The 17,843-nt window shown below is 45.8% G+C and carries 10 protein-coding genes and 1 pseudogene; 4 read left to right on the top strand and 7 right to left on the bottom strand.

From position 1 onward, the window contains the following. Positions 1–42: 42 nt before the first annotated feature. The 5 genes and pseudogenes from M1L23_RS05785 to M1L23_RS05805 all read right to left on the bottom strand — a co-directional run bounded on the left by M1L23_RS05785 (position 43) and on the right by M1L23_RS05805 (position 9,169). A pseudogene (locus M1L23_RS05785) lies at positions 43–2,859 on the bottom strand (type I restriction endonuclease subunit R). A 52-nt stretch (positions 2,860–2,911) separates the two neighbouring features. Continuing rightward, positions 2,912–3,826, bottom strand: a complete 915-nt coding sequence (locus M1L23_RS05790) for a nucleotidyl transferase AbiEii/AbiGii toxin family protein (RefSeq protein ID WP_252626227.1) — start codon at positions 3,824–3,826, stop codon at positions 2,912–2,914. After that, a complete protein-coding gene (locus M1L23_RS05795) occupies positions 3,819–4,577 on the bottom strand; it encodes a type IV toxin-antitoxin system AbiEi family antitoxin domain-containing protein (RefSeq protein WP_252626229.1) in 759 nt (252 codons plus the stop codon). Before M1L23_RS05795 ends, M1L23_RS05790 begins: the two co-directional genes overlap by 8 nt. A 472-nt stretch (positions 4,578–5,049) precedes the next feature. Further along, positions 5,050–5,694, bottom strand: coding sequence for a restriction endonuclease subunit S (locus M1L23_RS05800; protein ID WP_252626230.1), 645 nt, complete (start codon positions 5,692–5,694; stop codon positions 5,050–5,052). Between the two features lie 37 nt (positions 5,695–5,731). Further along, positions 5,732–9,169 carry a DEAD/DEAH box helicase gene (locus tag M1L23_RS05805; RefSeq protein WP_252626231.1) on the bottom strand — a complete coding sequence of 1,146 codons (3,438 nt, stop codon included), beginning with the start codon at positions 9,167–9,169 and terminating at the stop codon, positions 5,732–5,734. 293 nt (positions 9,170–9,462) lie between these two features. On the opposite strand from M1L23_RS05805, the gene M1L23_RS05810 reads away from it, so the two are divergent. Further along, complete coding sequence (locus M1L23_RS05810) at positions 9,463–10,296, top strand: Fic family protein (RefSeq protein WP_252626232.1); 834 nt, start codon at positions 9,463–9,465, stop codon at positions 10,294–10,296. Here M1L23_RS05810 and M1L23_RS05815 read toward each other — a convergent pair. Then, positions 10,293–10,571, bottom strand: coding sequence for a peptidylprolyl isomerase (locus M1L23_RS05815; protein ID WP_274707209.1), 279 nt, complete (start codon positions 10,569–10,571; stop codon positions 10,293–10,295). The two genes, M1L23_RS05810 and M1L23_RS05815, sit on opposite strands and share 4 nt — an antisense overlap. Positions 10,572–10,730: 159 nt before the next feature. Between M1L23_RS05815 and M1L23_RS05820 the strand changes: the two genes are divergently transcribed. Further along, positions 10,731–11,771, top strand: coding sequence for a GGDEF domain-containing protein (locus tag M1L23_RS05820; RefSeq protein WP_252626234.1), 1,041 nt, complete (start codon positions 10,731–10,733; stop codon positions 11,769–11,771). A 61-nt stretch (positions 11,772–11,832) separates the two neighbouring features. Continuing rightward, on the top strand, positions 11,833–13,500 hold the full coding sequence (locus M1L23_RS05825) for a DUF885 domain-containing protein (RefSeq protein ID WP_420840630.1): 1,668 nt from the start codon (positions 11,833–11,835) through the stop codon (positions 13,498–13,500). A gap of 80 nt (positions 13,501–13,580) precedes the next feature. On the opposite strand, the gene M1L23_RS05830 is transcribed toward M1L23_RS05825, so the two are convergent. Beyond that, positions 13,581–14,546: an arsenic resistance protein gene (locus M1L23_RS05830; RefSeq protein ID WP_252626235.1), complete on the bottom strand. Its 966-nt coding sequence runs from the start codon at positions 14,544–14,546 to the stop codon at positions 13,581–13,583. Between the two features lie 96 nt (positions 14,547–14,642). On the opposite strand from M1L23_RS05830, the gene M1L23_RS05835 reads away from it, so the two are divergent. Next, positions 14,643–17,825: a DUF3427 domain-containing protein gene (locus M1L23_RS05835; protein ID WP_252626237.1), complete on the top strand. Its 3,183-nt coding sequence runs from the start codon at positions 14,643–14,645 to the stop codon at positions 17,823–17,825. The last annotated feature ends 18 nt before the right edge of the window (positions 17,826–17,843 follow it).

Raw genomic sequence — 17,843 nt, forward strand, 5'->3', positions numbered from 1 at the left:
AATATTATAAAACGCCAACTCCGTGTCGGTTAAGCCTAAGTCCTAGGCTGCCTGTTTGCGTTCAGTTTCAATGTTACGACGAAACTCAAACAGCATTTCTACTTGCTGCTCCCACTTGCCATTGGTTTTTTCAATAATATCGCGTAGGCGCAAGCTCAGCGATTTGTAGTACTCAGGGTCGTCATCAAGGTTCACGGTAATGTGGTGTTTAATCGCGCTTTCAATTTCCGATGCACGGGATTCGGGGGATTTGATCTTGTCTACTGACTGCTTGAAGTTGGCCGCCATTAAATCAATGGGTGGGATCTTGGGATCGACCCCGGTACTGATGATGTGTTCTTCAACCAGTTGTCGCACTTTGGCACCGACATCGTTGATATTTAGGCCGGGATCGCGGTAACGGTTACGTGCAGCATTTTGCACCTTGCCCCACAGCCTCAGGTCGGCAACAAAGGGTCGAGCAGCTACATCGGGCAGCACCACATCTATTTGCTTGGCAAAGCGCTTAAACGCCAGTTCAAACTGCTGCCGAATGTCTTCATTTTTTAGAAAGGTCACGTAGTCGTCAATGTCATCACTCTTAAGCGAATCAAACACTCTGGCAACACGGGTATGGGCAGCCTGAAGGCGTGGTATTTCATCTTTCAGTGTGTGGTAGGTGCCTTCTACATCTTCACTGCTAAACATCTGCAGTGCTTCCGTCAGGTAGTCAGACAAACCATAGTAATCAACAATGTAACCTACATCTTTACCCGGGTAGGTACGATTAACTCGCGCAATGGCTTGCATCAGCGTGTGCTCTTTAAGGCTGCGGTCGATGTACATTACTTGTGCGATAGGGGCGTCAAAGCCGGTCAGCAGCATGTCTTTAACGATTAAAAAAGCTGTTGGGTCTTCCTTTTCTTTATCGGTACCAAAAGGCTTGGTGTAGTTTTTAATGACCTGCTTTTGCTGGGCCGCATTGGTATAGGGCGTGTAGATGGCTTCGTCATTGTGACTACCCGAGATAATCACTTCTGAAGGCGGTGCGCCTAATTCATCAAGGGTTTTTTTAAACAGAATGGCCGCATAACGGCTACCCACCACAATCATGCCTTTGAAGCCATCGGGCTGAACTTTATCCCGATAGTGCTTAAGAATATCCAAACATACCCAGCGAATACGCGCTGGCGCTTCACGCACGGCACGCTCAACGCCGTATGTCTTCTTAATCTCAGCTTGCTCTTCTTTGCTGTAATCTTTGAAGTACTCATTAAATAGCGCATCGAGAGATTTACCCACCACTTCACTTTGTACTTGGCGGCCTTCGTAAATAATGCGTACTGTAGCGCCGTCTTCCACCGCCTCGTTAATCTTGTACTGGTCAATGTAGCCACCAAAGGCTTGGTCCATTTTTTGCGATTTCAGCAGGGGTGTACCGGTAAAACCTATCTTTGGTGCATTAGGTAAAGCGGCGTTAATGGTTGCCGCTAAATTACCAAACTGGGTACGGTGCGCCTCATCCGCCAACACAATAATATTGTCGCTAACGTTTAAATCTTGAAAGTCGTCTTCCGCTTCGGCTTCCTGAAACTTTTGCACCATGGCGGTGACAATGTCTGAAGAGTCACGTTGCAGCAGCTCTTTCAACTCAGCCACCGAATCAGCGTTATAAATCGTTTCGTTTTGTGCGGCGCGAAAGGTGCTAGACAGCTGTGAATCAAGCTGGGTGCGGTCCGTTATAAACACCAGCTTATATTTTTGAAGCTCTGGGTCGCGGCGCATTTTCACCGCCAGCATCACCATGGTTAGTGATTTACCCGAGCCTTGGGTGTGCCAGATAATTCCTGACTTTTCTCTACGGTCTGCACCTGACTTAAGCTGCTCTATTACTTTGTTCACCGCTCGGTATTGCTGGTAACGAGCTATTTTCTTAACCAGACGGCCTTCAACGGGTTCGTAAATAATAAAGTTACGGATTAAGTCTAAGAAACTGGCGGGATGGAACATACCGGCCAGCAAACGCTGCTGCGCGTTGATTTCAGGCTGTTGACTGCTACCGCTGGCAATCAGCTCAGCTTTCGCTAAATACGCTGCTGAGGGCACATCAGACAGTTCTACGGGTTGACCACTGTCAGAGACGAAAGGCTTTGCCAATAGCGCGTGGATATCATCATCAGTGTATGGATAAGCATCTTTCCAATCACTGTAATACTGAGCGCTGGAACTGATGGTACCAACCCTCGCTTGGTCACGGCAGGTACTGACCATCAATTGGTTGTACCAGAACAACCTTTGCGCACCTTCCTCACTGATCGGGTCACGAAGATTGGCGTAACGGGGCAATTGGTTAATGCCTTCAGCAACAGCGTCAGCCACATAAGGTGATTTACACTCAATCACTGCCAATGGCAGGCCGTTAACGAAGCAAATAATGTCAGGCGTGATGCTTTTCGTTACGCCTTCAATATTGAACTAATTGGTGCACAAAAATTCGTTATTAGCGGGGTTATCAAAGTCGATAATTTTAACCGTTTGCCCCCTGCGGCCACTGCCTAAATCTTGCTCCACCGAAAGGTAGTTAATCAGCATCTCGTGCATGGCTTGGTTGTATTCCATCAGAGCAGCGTGATTAGGGTGGGTCAGCTCCCGCATCACCTTGCCTAGATTTTCCTCACTGATCCAAGGGTTCAAGCGACGCAGTGCCGTTTCAAGACGCTGCACCAGAACGACATCACGGTAGTATTCTCGCTCAGCGTTATTCTGTTCGCCGGTGCTAGCAGCCGGTGCAAGACTGGCACCCGGCACATAAGTCCAGCCTTGCTTAATAAGTTGGGCAATGGCGGGTTGCTCTACCTTTAACTCTTCATCCTGAAACATCTTACTGCTCGCTTGTTAATTTTTTTGCCAGTCATGGATAGCTCGTTATGCCTTACAGGCTTAATATTTTCTTTAACGCTTGCTGCGACGCTTTGCGTTTTTCTTTGGGCATCTTAGCTATATTGATTAGCTTCCAGTTTACAGCAGGTAAATTCTGAATATAGCCAATGGGTGAGTTATCCCACTGCGGCTCATTAGTATAAATACTGACAATCAGCTCTTTTTCAGCGTCTGTGAACCCGCTTAAGATTAATTGATGTGCAGAAATTGCGGCTTGCTTTAGTTCATCAACAGTAACATCTCGTCTGGTCATGCCAGAAAACTCACCTAGATACTGGTTTTTAATATTTTTCCATCTTGGGGCAAGCAGCTCCTCTAAAGGTCTTGGGTGGCTAAACAAATAGGCAAGAAAAGCTTGCCGCACTTGTTTTGTTATACCTTCATTTTCAAGCAGTAATAACACATCAAAAAAATCACGCGGATGCTGCCTGTCAAAGGCTGCACAGAGCTTTCCTGCGTATAAATCTGCCAGCGAAACAACCTGAATTTCAGCATAACCAAACTCATCTTCTACAGACTCACAAACACCTAACAGCTGCACAGGAAAAACCGTCCCGCGTAAAACTGGAGATAACTCGACCTGAATAGAAACACCGCTTTGCTGCACCGTTAGCCTTAATGCATCAGCCTTGCCCTGATAACTTTTAGTGATCTTTGTCCCCACGAGGCTTTGCGATATATTTAAGCTGATTCTGTCTAAGGCTTGCTTAATGCTTGCAAGGGCCCGCTGCATGGTTGTGCTGGGTAAAAAAACCAAATCAATGTCTACAGATAATCGCGGAAAATCACGTACAAACAGATTGATGGCCGTGCCGCCTTTAAGAGCAAAGCAAGGCTCTTGAGCGACAAATGGCAGCACGCGAAGTAGCAGCTGTACTTGCGCATAAAACGGACTATTTCTATCCACTAAACACCTCGGGTACGGTGATCTGATAGGTTTGGTTTAGGCTACCGCCCTTTACGACAGAGCGTTTTCCTGCACCCAAGTTATAGCTTTTCGCGTCGAGCTTACTACGCCAAGCATGCTGATAACGATCAGCAAAAAAGAAAAACAACCGCTTAGCCAGTATATGTTTGCAGGCGTGCAAGAGAACATCCAGTCGCCGTGGTGACAGGTTGACCAAGCTTTGCATGATATTGTCTGCTTGCTCAAAACTGGTAACGCTAGGCACTTTAGCTAACAGCTCTAGGTAGGCTTGCTCAGGCGAAGCCAATAGCCAGCTACCCTGATGCACTGGTATCGGTTTTAGGCTGTTTGCTGCTAGCAGTTTCTCTGCATCCCATATTTGCATTGTTCTATGCCAACGAAACACTACACCGCAAGAAAGCTTGTCGAGCCAGCTGGGTGCAGGTTGCGAAGCATAGACATCGAGTATTGTTTGCAGCTGGATATAGTGTGCCAGCCCGTGCTGAGCCAAAGCGCTGGCACCGCCCACATAGACAGGAAACGCAAATATACGATTAAAAGAAGCCATCACGCCTTGCCACTGCACAGGCACACCGGGCCTTGCCACTACGCCACGCGCCAAGCCTTCGAGCTTTTTAGTTTTCAGTGCATTATCGATTTGATACACCTCAACCCCTTGCGCGAGCAACCACTGCCGAGTTGCCAGCTGGCCGAAGGGTAAAAGTACTGTATTTTCACTGATAGGGAGCATTCGGTTTACCAAATTGCGTATTTACGTCATTTATAGCCGTAAAACAAACATTCTGCAAACCAAGAACCTGTCTGGCAGAATATTCTATGCTTTATGTTCATAAACATACGCTGTACGGCTATGTCATCTGCTGGGTAAAGTCAGCAAAACAACTGATAGCAGCAGCCCGCTGTTAACGTTTTCGTAAGAACAGCCTGTTTTATTAACGTTTTAGCGGCTGAAGCAAAGGATTTAACCGGCGAATGAAAAACCACTGACTGCCTGATTGCCAACGTATGTCTATCTGCATAAACTTGATCGCAATATGACCGACGCCTCTGCATTTATGTACGCGTCGGTTCTCATTTCTGCCCTCGCAATAACTACTCTTCTCAATCGTTACCCATTCTGTACAGCAGGGTTGTTACCCGCCCGCAGTTCGCGTTTTTTTAGAATAACGAACTGTTCTGTAATGGACTTTCGAGGTTTGGGGTTAGGCATTTTCTATGGTTGCTGATTCATTGAGTTTGACGCGCACCTTGCCGGTGAGCAGGTCTTGCATAAGGGCTTTTTTTATTTGGTCCAAATGAGTTAATTTTTTTTGTTTACTATCAAGCACTACATCTTGCGAATCTAGGATTTTAGCTATATCGGCTTGCTCTTCCAAAGAAGGTACTGCAACGATAGGCTCTAGAATTTCAGTTTTAGATAAATGAGGGATATCCATTCCTTTTTCTTGATTCTTCAACGCTTTAGTAAAGTTCGGCGAGCGAACCAATTGCCACAGAAATTCCTTAGTGCACTTCTTAGGTAGAAACTTTCCAACACGCTGAACTAATAATGCTGGAGCATCGGACTCCCTAAGTTTTGTAACCTTGACGCCACTCTTCGTGAACGTGCGATCCATACCAATAATTACATCGCCAGCAGCCAAAAGATATTTCGAATAAGTTTTTGACTGTTCTTCAGGAAGGTAGTGAATACGCTCCCATGTTGGTTGTCCGTACCCAACATTATCTCCGCGAAGCAGTCTCACACCAGAATCACTAAACCACGAGCTTTTAAAAGCATAACCAACCTCTAAGTCACAAATAGAGCCTAGAGGCATAACCTTCCACGCTGTCGGTATCCGTCCCACAGGCGAATCTTTAAACTCAGTATGCCCAATTGTAACCTTAGTCGCCCCACAAATCACTAAAGCTTGACGAACTAGCAGTGTGTAATAGCTGCTTTGCTAGCGGCAGCGGTGTGTTAGCTTTAATTTCATCGATGCTGTTATACACGGTCATGCCGTCTGAAATGAGTTGATTAGAAAAGGCTTCATGCCGCCAGTCGCTATAATTACCAACAATAAATAAATGGTGTTTGGCACGGGTAACGGCAACGTTAATTAAGTTTGGTTTGCTATTCACCCATTTAATACCGCCAGTGGTTGACCGAACCTGCGAAGCGGCTAAGCAAAAAATAACCACTGAGGCTTCTTTACCTTGAAAGGTGTGCACAGTGCCAATATTGTCGTTGGCGAAACTAGCTACTGTGGCCGAGTCTTTATTGTTTAGCTGTGCTGCTTGAGTCATCCAGCCTTTGTTTTCTGCTTGCTGGTATAAACTATTCCAATGCTTCTTTAACTCGCTTCTCATGTGGGTAAAGGGGGTAATAATATAAATTCCACCTTTGGCCATGTGGGGCTGGTGCTCAACTAAAAAACGTAGCAGCTCGAAAGCCGCGTTTGCCTCGGTGTGGTTATTATAACGAACGCTTTTAATTGACTCTTTCGGCTCTACTATATTCAACCAACCCGACGACACAGCTTTCCAATTATAGGGGGCTGTGGCCAGGACCATTTTATCGTCGTAAGCAATGCTGTTGGCTATAGAAAACATAGGCTCATTGCAACGGCGATGCACTAACAAGGGTAGCCCTACTTCGCGATCACCAATAACCGCCTTTATGGGGCCAGCACGGTCGGCTAGTAACTGGGCAGAAGACTGGCTTACTAAAAACCGGTCTCCCCATTGGCATTGGTCGTCTGTTGTCGAAACGGCAATAAAGTCGGCGGCAATGCCCCGGTCAATTTCCCCTTGCAGAGGCACAACAGGCTCAAGTTGAATAGGGTCGCCCACAATTAATGCTTGTTGGCTACGTTGAAGTAAGCCAACGGCATGGAAATTAACCGCTTGGCCCGCTTCGTCTAAAATAGCTAAGCCAATAGTCGCTTTCTTTTGCATTAATCTAAATTGGCTTTCAACCGAAGAAAGCGATGTTGAAACAACAGGAAAAATTAGAAATAGCAAAGACCATAACTTTTCATGGCTAGGGGTGTTTTCTTTGCTTTGATAATGGCCATTAATTAAATTAGGCAAGTGCTCGAAGTCTGCTAATAGTGCCGTTGCATTTAGTTTAATTAAACTTTCATTTACCGCGAGAGCGGCCATAAATAGTTCGCTTCTTAACTGGTTAATGGCTGAACTGCCAAGCGGCGACAGCTTTTGCAGGCGGGCTTCAGCGGTAAGCTCGTCTTCGTCGGCCTGTACATTAAAGGCTTCCTTGGTCATTAAGTGTTCGTGGGTATTTAAGCCCCATTGTTCAAAATGGCCTTCGTTTATATCGCGAACAGCATTTTGGTGGCGTGCCAGCAACTCATTAAAGTTAGCTTTAGAATCTTTATAGTTCGTTTGCAGCTCTTCTTTCCACAGGCCTGCCTTCCACCATACTTGCGAAAGGTGAGTTAAGGCTTCAAGAGACTCATTCCAAGAGACTTCATCTAGTGCGCACCATTTATCAACGAAGTTACTAAGCGGCAGATGGCCAGAGCATACTTTTTCAAGAGCGACCTTAAACGCGGTCAAAAACTCTTTATGCTTGCTTACAATAAATTTTTCATTGGCAGCTATAGCAGAAGTAAAAGCAGCGAGCTTGTTTTTAGACTGCAAGCTACTGAAATAATTTAATAAAATGCCATTACATGCTGCTTGAGGCTTTTTCTTTAACTGAAAGTTAACTAAAGGCGACAAGCCCATGTAGTTGCTCAAACCTTTAAAATATCGAATAACGGTATTTAATCGCTGGTCACAAAAAGCTTTGCGATTACTGCTATTACCCAATACGGCGCAGAACAAACCCCATTCATCGGGTTGGGCTTGTTCTTTAAAATAGCCAATTTCAGCGTGGTATTGTTCATATATCTTGGCAAGAGAAGGCAGCTCCATGGAAATGTTTTCAACGGCTTTGTTATTACTCGAAGCAATAACAATGGCAGCGTTTAAAATGGTTTTGCGAGCTTTATCGCTAACAAGCCAGCGGTTATCTGTCGACTCAGCTGCCAATAATTGAATGGTGCGCTCAACAAATCGCTCTGCTATCACGTCTTTTAAAAGAGTAGTTTTGCCAGTGCCCGGTGGGCCATTAACAGCAACGACTGGGTGCTTTTCTTTGTCGTTAACAATATTTACTGCGCAAGTTTGCAATAGGCTTAGGCCGTACTGAGGGTTTTCAGGCCAGCGGCCTTTAAAAAGCGTACGGGTTTTTGCATGGTACTTATTGCCATGCGTGGTAGCCGAGCCAAGCAGCTCTTGGTTTTTATTGCCAAGTAAGTATTGGTACAAAGCAGGTGAAAGAGCATTTTTGGCAGAATCTTTATGTATATGATCAGCAATAGTACTTAAATCGTTAGCAAAAAACGGGCCTAACTGGTTTTGGGTATTGCCGCTTGGGTAGTAACAAAAACGCCAGCGAAAGGTGGTTATGGTTTTTGTTTCGTCATTGTTGTCGGGAACACGGTGGGCCAAATCGAATTTGTTTTGTGTGTGCACTTCAACTGCTTTAGCGTGCTGGCGCATGAAGTTTTGCGCGTGTTCAGTAGACCAAAACTCTTTGGCAATAGAACGGTTCAGTTCAACAATGGCTTGCTTTAATTCTTGTGTGGAAAGGGCTTTAGGCTCGTCAGTGGTCGAATCTTGAGTGTCTACAAAATGCTTGTGAACTAAATTATCAATGGCCTTAAAACTAACTTCAACCCATTCTTTTAAGCTCATGTTGGCGGGAACTGAAGAGCGGCAACGGCGATATATGGTTCTAATGGTTGCTAAGTTTATTACGCGGTCGGTGTCGTCAAGCTGCCAAGTTAACTGCTTTTCTTCGCTTTCGTCGCTAGCAGTTAATGTGGGAATAAAAGAAACACCTAAAAGATAAGTGTTGGGTGTAACCGTATTCGGATGTGCAGGTTTGTTTGCCCCCTCGTCATCAACAAACAAATAGCCCGCACGATGACACTGAAACATAACAAAAAGAGCACTGTTATCTTTAATTGTAGGAGTGGGCTGTTTTTCGTTCAGCCACTTTTTGTCAAAGCTTTCAGGCGGCTCGCTTACAATGCCTTTTTTAGAATCATAGGGGCATTCAGGAATGTCGAAAAGCTCGAAGTCTAACCAATAATTAAAAATAGAAAGCAGTTGATTGTCAGCAAGTGATGCGCCCTCGCCGCCATGCTCAGTAGTAGATTGAGGTTCAGTGGCTGAGTTAATCGTTGGGTTAGTTATTGCAGGCGCTTGTTCAGCCAAGCTCGTTTGACGATTAAATAGTAAATTTACTAAAGGCTTAAGTAAAAAACGCATCCCTGCTCCTGATTTATAAAATTGTACACGGTAGCTATAAAAACAGCCTTAACATTTATATCAGATTCAATAGGTTATTTCATATTTTGCACAGTTATATTTACACCAAGAGCCGAACGTTCAACCCCGCGACAAGGTTTTAATTAAGTGCCAACCAAATGCAGCATTGGTTGTAAGGTGAGCCGAAAAACCCTACTATTCAGCTCATGTATTGAGCCGAATGGGTGTGGTTTCGGCTCAGGGCGCTGAAGCATGCAAGGCAGTTAGGTATAAATGAACAGCAGCCAATAAAAGTGTCTGAACAAAGCGAAAGCCTTGCTCAATTAATAACTGACGCGGTAACGGGTTGGCAGCAACCACTAACGTTAGCAACATTGTTGCAGTGGCATAATTGGCTATTCCAAGGGCACGAATCTGTCATGCAAAAGGTTGCGCCTGGCGAACTCCGCGGCGAAGCCCCTATGCAGATTGTGAGTGGCCCGTTGTTAAAACCCAAAGTGCACTTTCAAGCGCCACCTAAACAGGCCGTTGCAAATGAGCTTGAACTCTTTATGCAATGGTTTAATGGCAGTGTTTCAAACGCGCTAGACCCGCTAGTTCGGGCCGGAATTGCTCATCTTTGGTTTGTAACCATTCACCCATTTGAAGACGGTAATGGTCGTGTTGCTCGTGCCTTAACCGACCGAGCACTTGCGCAATCAGATCAGCATAGCATTCGTTTATTTGCCATGTCGGAAGCTATTCTTGAACATAAAAAAGCATACTACGATATTTTGGAATACACCCAAAAGCACGGCACTGAAATAACACCGTGGTTAACGTGGTTTGTTGAAACGCTCATACTTTCAGTGGAAGGTGCCTTGGCAAAAATCGGGCGTACTGTATTTAAAACCAAGTTTTGGGCGAAGCATTCAGACAAGTCTTTTTCGGAGCCCCAGCGTAAAGTAATAAACCGGTTACTAGATGGTGATTTCGAGCATGGCATAAACGCTACACAATATCAGCGCGTGGCGAAGGTCAGTAAAGCCACGGCAACTCGTCATTTAACCGACTTGCTTGCGCATGAGGTACTTAAAAAGTTGCCAGGTGGTGGGCGCAGTACGCGTTATCATATTGCAAATGTTTAACCCCGCGACAAGGTTTTAATTAAGTGCCAACCAAACTTGGTTTTTACTGGGCCATGCACATCGATGGTGGGTTTGCCAAACACTACTTTGTCGAAGGCGGGTACCATTTGGCCGCGGCGAAATTCACCTAAGTCGCCGCCTTTTTTACCGGAAGGGCAAAGTGAATGTTTGCGGACTAAGTCGCCAAACTTCTTACCAGCGGCAATTTCTTGTTTCAGCGCCTCGGCCTCTTCGCGGGTTTTTACCAAAATGCGTAAAGCATGTGCGCGTGACATCATTAACTCCTATCGCTAACAAAAGGTTTCTGGGCCAATTATGCCTTAAAAAGTGGGTGTTAGTTTATTTCTTGGCGGGCTGCAACAACACATGGCCATTGCTAATGCTTAGTTAACCCATATAGTATAAACACTAACGCAACAAACCAGTGGCTATGTATGAAGTTTTGGCGTCGGTTCCACCCGAATATTGCTGAGGATGATCCTCGCTACCACCAAGTTTCTCTGCTTTACAGCGTTTTGCTGATCATGCTGGTTTACTTCAGCGGATTATCTATTCTAAACGTTACCTTATTCGACGGTGCGGCTATTGCGGCCTTTGATTTTGCCGGTTTTGTATTAGCAGCGGGTATTTTTGTATTTGTTAGTCGCGGCGGAAACTTTTATGTCGCCCGTTGGTTGGTGGTGTTTACCCTTATTTTTGTGTTGCTAGGGTTTATTCAATTGTCGCAAGGGCGAAACTATTCATTTCTTTGGGTTACGTTAATTCCGCCGCTGGTTTTCTTTTTACAAGGTATAAAAGTAGGCACATGGGTTACGGCTGCTGTGTTTGGGTATTGTGCTTGGCTTCTGAATGGCTTTTTGAATACAGGAGTAACGGCTAACTTAACCTTAGGCGCTTTATTTAACTTTGTTGAGGTGTCTATTGCGCAGCTGTTCATATTCCGCCACTACGAACGTTCGCGGCGGGCGGCATATCGGCAGCTACAAAAAACCTCGGTAACCGACCCACTTACAAAACTTTATAATCGGTTGTATTTAGACGAAAAATTGAATGAAGCCTTTACAGAAACGCCTAATAGGAAGGGCGACTTGAGTACAGCCATTTTATTAATCGACATTGACCATTTTAAGGTTATTAACGACAAATACGGGCACCTAATCGGCGACAAGGTGCTAAAGGCTATTGCGCAATTGTTAAAGCGAACTGCGCGGGGCACCGACGTTGTTGGCCGCTGGGGCGGTGAAGAGTTTTTAATAATTTGTACAGAAACGAGCATAGAAGAAGCGACTATTTTAGCCAATAGAATAGTTTATGAGCTTAATGAAAGTCCGCTAATGAACGACATTACAGTAACAGCAAGTATTGGTATTGCCGACGCCCACCCGGGCCAGCTTAGTAGTGAAGCGGTACTTCAAGCCGCCGACGAAAAGTTGTATCAAGCTAAAAAAGAAGGTCGTAATAAGGCGGTATTTTAACGCAAACCACACACCGCCGAACGAATAGATATTGAACACCATACCTTGCATGGCCTACGTTATGCGTAGCCCAACCTACCAGTCGTACCTTGGCATAAAACAAGACCAAGACAAGTGGGACGACCTTTCCGATGCGCGTGCGGCGGAAGATCTTGAATTGCGAAAAAGCTTCCTTACCAAAGTAATGGCGATAGACCCAAGCAAACTCGACAGCCAAACCAAACTTAGCTGGCAGTTACTTACACAGCAGTTAGAGCGCGAAATTTCAGACTATAAATGGCGCCATTACAGCTACCCTGTGAACCAAATGTTTGGCCTGCATTCCAGTGTGGCGTCGTTGCTTATTAACCAACACCGCATTACCGATGTGGCCGACGCAGAAGCCTACATTACTCGGCTAAACGGTTTGCCGGAATTGTTCAAGCAGCTAGCTGAAAACTTAAATGCCCGTGCTGAAATGGGCATTATTGCCCCGCAGTTTGTGTACCCCTACGTAATTAGCGACAGCCAAAATATAATTACCGGTGCGCCCTTTGATAACGGCGAAGCAAGTACCTTATGGGCCGACTTTAATAACAAGCTTACGGCTTTAAATTTAGGCGCAGAGCAACATAAGGCACTGAGCGACGCCGCCCAGCAAGCCATGCTGGAATCGGTGAAACCAGCTTACGAACAGTTAATTAGTGCGGTTGAAGGCATTGCCGCCCAAGCCGACAGCATAGACGGTGCTTGGAAGTTCCCCGACGGTGAAGCCTTCTATAACAATGCGTTACAACGAACTACCACCACCGACTTAACCGCCAAAGAAATTCATGACATTGGTTTAAGTGAAGTAGCACGTATTCATAATGAAATGCGTGAAATTATGGTAAAAGTAGGCTTTGCTGGCACCTTGCAAGAATTCTTCGTGCACATGCGTAACAACCAAGACTTCATTTACCCTGCTACCGACGAAGGTCGCCAGCGCTATCTCGACGAGGCCACAGCGTTTATCGACAACATGCGTGAACGGCTCGACGAGTTGTTTATTACCAAACCCAAAGCCGATTTAGTGGTGAAGCGGGTTGAAGCCTTTCGTGAACAGTCGGCGGGTAAAGCGTTTTACCAGCAACCTTCGTTAGACGGCAGCCGGCCAGGCACTTACTACGCCAACCTGTACGACATGCCTTCAATGCCTAGCTACCAAATGGAAGCCTTGGCCTACCACGAAGGTATTCCAGGCCACCACATGCAAATAGCTATTTCGCAAGAGCTAGAAGGCATTCCAATGTTCCGTAAATTTGGTCGTTACACGGCCTACACGGAAGGCTGGGGCTTATACACAGAGCTATTACCCAAAGAAATTGGCCTATATAAAGACCCATATTCAGACTTTGGCCGCCTAGCCATGGAATTGTGGCGTGCTGTGCGCTTAGTAGTCGACACGGGTATTCACGCCAAGCAGTGGACCCGCCAGCAAGGTATCGACTTCTACGTAACTAACACCCCCAATGCTGAAGCCGACGCAGTAAAAATGGTTGAACGGCATATTGTTATGCCAAGCCAGGCTACCGCGTATAAAATTGGCATGATAAAAATTGTCGAGCTAAGGGAAAAAGCCAAAACCGAACTAGGCGACGCTTTCGACATTCGTAAGTTCCACGATGTGGTGTTGCGCAATGGCCCAGTACCGCTAGACGTGCTCGAACAGTTTGTGAACACTTACATTAGCGAAACCAAAGCGATGTAGGCATGTATTGCATAACGTATGTTTAAAAATAGAAAAAGGGGCTTATAGCCCCTTTTTTATTGCACCCAATACTTCGTAGCTTATTTTTTTTGTTGCGGAAAGAGCTTTTCTGAAAACTTCACGTACCAAGCGGCTGACTGCACTTGAATAATATAGGCCAAGGCAATTAATAACGCTGCTTCGGCGCCGGCTTCGCCGAACGCCGTCATCGACAAAGCCAAGGCTATCGACAAGTTACGCATAACAGTACCGTACACCAAGGCAATGCCGTCACCGCGGTTTAACCGCTGCCTGGCTACAAAGGTACTTACCACATAGTTCACGCCATAGAGCAGCAGTAGCGGAATAAACAACCACACAATTAAGCTAGGCGACTCTATTAGGCTAGGCCCTTTCAATGCCATAGCTACAAAAACGATGCCCAATACGCCTAAGCTTGAGAAAGGCGGAAATTTAGGCGCATATTGTTTCTGAAAAACCTCGGCGCCATGCTTACGTACCAAGAAGTTACGAGTTATTTGGCCGGCAATTAAGGGCACGGCAATAAACAGCAAAATTTGTTGGAACACCATGCCTAATTGCATTGGAATTTTAGAGCCAAGCAAAAACTGCACATAAAAAGGCGTAAGCACAGAGCCTAAAAACAAACCGATAACGGTAATTTTAATTGCCGCTGGCACATTACCTTTGGCAAAGCCTGTCCAAGAAATAGTCATGCCGCTGGTAGGCAGCAGTGCCGCTAACAACAAACCTAGCGCAAGGGCAGGCTGGTTAGCAAAAAACACCCGGCCCAACATAAAAGCGACAAAAGGAATAAACAAAAAGTTAAGCACCAGCGCCCAAAGCTGCACCGCATTACCACCCGGTGCGACCAACTGCTGGGGTTTAACCCCCACCATCATCGGGTACACCATAAGTAATGTAAAAGGCGCTATAAGCACGGCCAAACTAGCTGTTGGCAGAGTAAGCCCAACAACCAAACCCAGCAGCATAAATAGCGGAATACTTAAACTTAAGTGTTTACTTAGCCAGCCAACGAATGCCATTCAAGCCCCCAAAGTGCAATGCCGCACCTGCTGTGTAGATGAAATGAAATATTAGTATATCGTTATGTTTAAGGGCAGTGCAATGAGGTAAGCTTATTGCCGAACCCTAACAAACCTGGCACCTTAGCTCATGCCAATGCACTTAAGGGATATCAGCCAATGAAGGAAGGGTTTTACGAACTGTTAAAAAGCAATGCGTTACAAAAACGCATTGACGAGTCTGGCTTAGCGGAAGTTAGCGAACAACTAGACCTGGCAACGAGTAGTCGGCATTTAGCAGAGGTGCTGGCAGCAAATATTTCTCAAGCGTTAGCAGAGCTAAACCATGACGATAGCAGTCAAGACGGGCGGTTAAAGCGTCAAATTGAAATATTAAATGAACTCATAGTTTATTCCCGCCAGCTGGCAAACATAGATACTGAACACAGCAATTACAGCGTGCCGCCACAAGTGTTACGTGCACTCCATCATCCATCGTCCTCAATAAGCTTGCCCCAAGTAGGCATGGCTCAGCCTTGGTTATTCACTTCAGGTAAAGATTCACCTGCATTGTTTCATGAACTCCAGGCAGAGCTTTCGAGTTGTCAGCATGTAGATATTTTGATGAGTTTTATTACGGTTTCTGGCGTTCGCAAAATTATTAACTTGTTGCGCGATATTACCGCAACCGATGCTAACCAAGCTTCTAGAACTAGCCTACGCATTATCACGACGACCTATACTGGTGCCACGAATCAAAAAGCAGTCGATATGTTGGCCGAACTGCCAAACTGCGAAGTAAAAATATCACTCGATGGGCGTCGCAATCGTCTGCATGCCAAAGCGTGGATCTTTGAACGTGATACCGGCTTTGGCTCTGCGTATGTAGGTAGTGCAAACTTATCTGGTGCGGCCTTAATGGGTGGTTTGGAATGGACGGTAAAATTCACTGAAAAGGGCCAAACCTTACTTTATCAGCGTGCTCGCGCTCATTTTGAAACTCTCTGGCAAGACGAGGAGTTTCAGCTTTATAACCCGAATGATGAAGGGCATCGTAAAGAACTTCAGCAGGCGCTGCAGCGAGAGCGTGGTGGTTTCGTTGATGGCACAAATGTAATTACCACTTTTTTAGACATTCAAGCCAAACCTTTTCAACAAATTATTTTAGATCAGCTGGATAACGAGCGGGCTCATGGGCGTTATCGAAACCTACTGGTAGCGGCTACAGGTACCGGAAAAACCGTGATGGCCGCATTAGATTACAAACGCCTGTGCCAGCAAGAAGGTGGGAGGCCACGACTGTTATTTGTGGCACATCGCAGTGAAATTTTACGGCAATCACTAGCAACCTACCAGCATGTATTAAGAGATAATAATTTTGGCGACTATCTTGATGGGCGACATGATCCCGAATCGCACACGCATTTATTTGCCACCATCCAAAGTGTGCACTCGCGCGCACTCATTGAAAAATTTGGCACTGACTATTGGAATGTTTTGGTGATTGACGAATGTCATCATATTGAAGCCCGCACATTTGTAGCCTTAGTTGAGCAAGCAACGCCTAAGTATTTGTTAGGGTTAACAGCAACACCTGAGCGGGCAGACGGGCAAAATATTTTTCGCCACTTTGACGCTCGGCCAGACGGCACGCCAGCTGCGCAACTACGCCTTTGGCATGCGCTGGAGCAACATCTACTCGCGCCGTTTGAATACTACGCCTGTGCCGACGGTGTGGACTACAGTGGTGTAAATTGGCGTGCTGCCAATGAAGCTTCACAGCTCGACAATATTCTTACCGGTGAAACCAGCAGGGCGAAAGCAATTGTGCGCGCTTGGCAGGAGCATGTAAGCGCCATTGAAGACTGCAAAGCCTTAGCATTTTGTGTGTCGGTTGCACACGCAGAGTTTATGACTCAATTCTTTAATAACTGTGGCATTAAAGCGGGTTTAGTAACTGGAACTACTCCGCAGGCCGAGCGAGAGCAATTACCAAAAATGCTAGAGCGAGGCGAAATCAACGTAATTGTGACAGTCGATTTATACAACGAGGGGGTTGATTTACCTTTTGTAGATACCTTGCTGTTATTAAGGCCAACGCAAAGTGCAACGTTATTTCAGCAGCAAATTGGGCGGGGCTTACGCCTGCATGAAGGGAAAGACAGTTGTTTAATTTTAGACTTCGTCGGCCAATACTCGCAAGACTTTCGCTTTGATGTGCTTTATAGCTCAATTACAGGGCTTTCACGACGTCAAGTTATGGATGGAATTGAGCATGGTTTTGGCTCCTTGCCACCTGGGTGTTACTTACAATTTCAGCGCCAGGCTCGTGAACAGGTTTTAGCTAATTTAAGACAAGCCGTAAGCTTGAATTGGCTTCGGCTACAGACTGAACTAACAACGTATGCGTTACGGCATGAAGGGCAAGACGTGCAGTTAGCAGAGTTTGTTCGTGAGCAAGCTTTGGAGCTGAGTGATATTTATAGAAAGTCGGGCGCTTCAGGGTGGACTCGACTTAAACGAGATGCCAACTTAATCGATAACGAATTGAGCGATGAGGAAACAAAACTAAATCGCCGGTTTAAAGACATGCTGCATATTGATGATCCAGACTATATTGCAGTAATTCGTAAAGTTGGGCTGAATAAGCTCAGCGACGAGCCCTTGTTTCGTTTACGCATGCTAATGCTAGCTTACCAAGTTCAGGGAGGACGAGGCGCGCAAAGTGCCGCTGACTTCGTTGAAGGGCTGCAAAGCAATCCAGCATTTCAAGCTGAGCTGGTGGAATTAGCAAACGCACTGGATGTTCGCACCAATGAAAACTACAAGCCCTTGTTAGGACTAGAACACACAGGCTTAAAGTTACACGCCGCTTACAAAATTCGAGAAATACTAACAGCTGTGGGTTTTTATACTGAAACAAGCTATACCCCACACCAAGCGGGAGTATGGCGAAATAGGGATGAAAAGCTGGAGCTTCTTTTTGTAACCTTAGACAAAAAAAGCGCCTTACACGAAGGTGTGGCTTATGACGACTATGCGATTAGCAGGGAGCTATTTCATTGGCAATCGCAAAACACAGCAGCTCCAGCAACACCAACCGGCCGCCAATACCTTGAAAGTGGCAGCAATGGCTGGCGCTATCAATTATTTATTCGTACCAATACCGACTCACCTTACCGAGCATGTGGACCGGTTACTTTGGTGAAAAGTGAAGGTGCCCGGCCAATGAATATTACTTGGCGCCTGCAACGGCCACTTTCGGCACAGTTGTTCCATAAGTATTCAGTGGTGAGGTAGAGCTATCTGTTTTGCTTC

Origin of the sequence: Aliidiomarina quisquiliarum (assembly GCF_023922585.1) — a bacterium.
Taxonomy (GTDB): domain Bacteria; phylum Pseudomonadota; class Gammaproteobacteria; order Enterobacterales; family Alteromonadaceae; genus Aliidiomarina; species Aliidiomarina quisquiliarum.

Excerpts from the sequence above, each read along its gene's own strand:
- M1L23_RS05795 (WP_252626229.1), bottom strand. The coding sequence starts at position 4,577 with ATGCTCCCTATCAGTGAAAATACAGTACTTTTACCCTTCGGCCAGCTG.
- M1L23_RS05825 (WP_420840630.1), top strand. The coding sequence starts at position 11,833 with ATGCGTAGCCCAACCTACCAGTCGTACCTTGGCATAAAACAAGACCAA.
- M1L23_RS05815 (WP_274707209.1), bottom strand. The coding sequence starts at position 10,571 with ATGTCACGCGCACATGCTTTACGCATTTTGGTAAAAACCCGCGAAGAG.
- M1L23_RS05805 (WP_252626231.1), bottom strand. The coding sequence starts at position 9,169 with ATGCGTTTTTTACTTAAGCCTTTAGTAAATTTACTATTTAATCGTCAA.
- M1L23_RS05820 (WP_252626234.1), top strand. The coding sequence starts at position 10,731 with ATGAAGTTTTGGCGTCGGTTCCACCCGAATATTGCTGAGGATGATCCT.
- M1L23_RS05830 (WP_252626235.1), bottom strand. The coding sequence starts at position 14,546 with ATGGCATTCGTTGGCTGGCTAAGTAAACACTTAAGTTTAAGTATTCCG.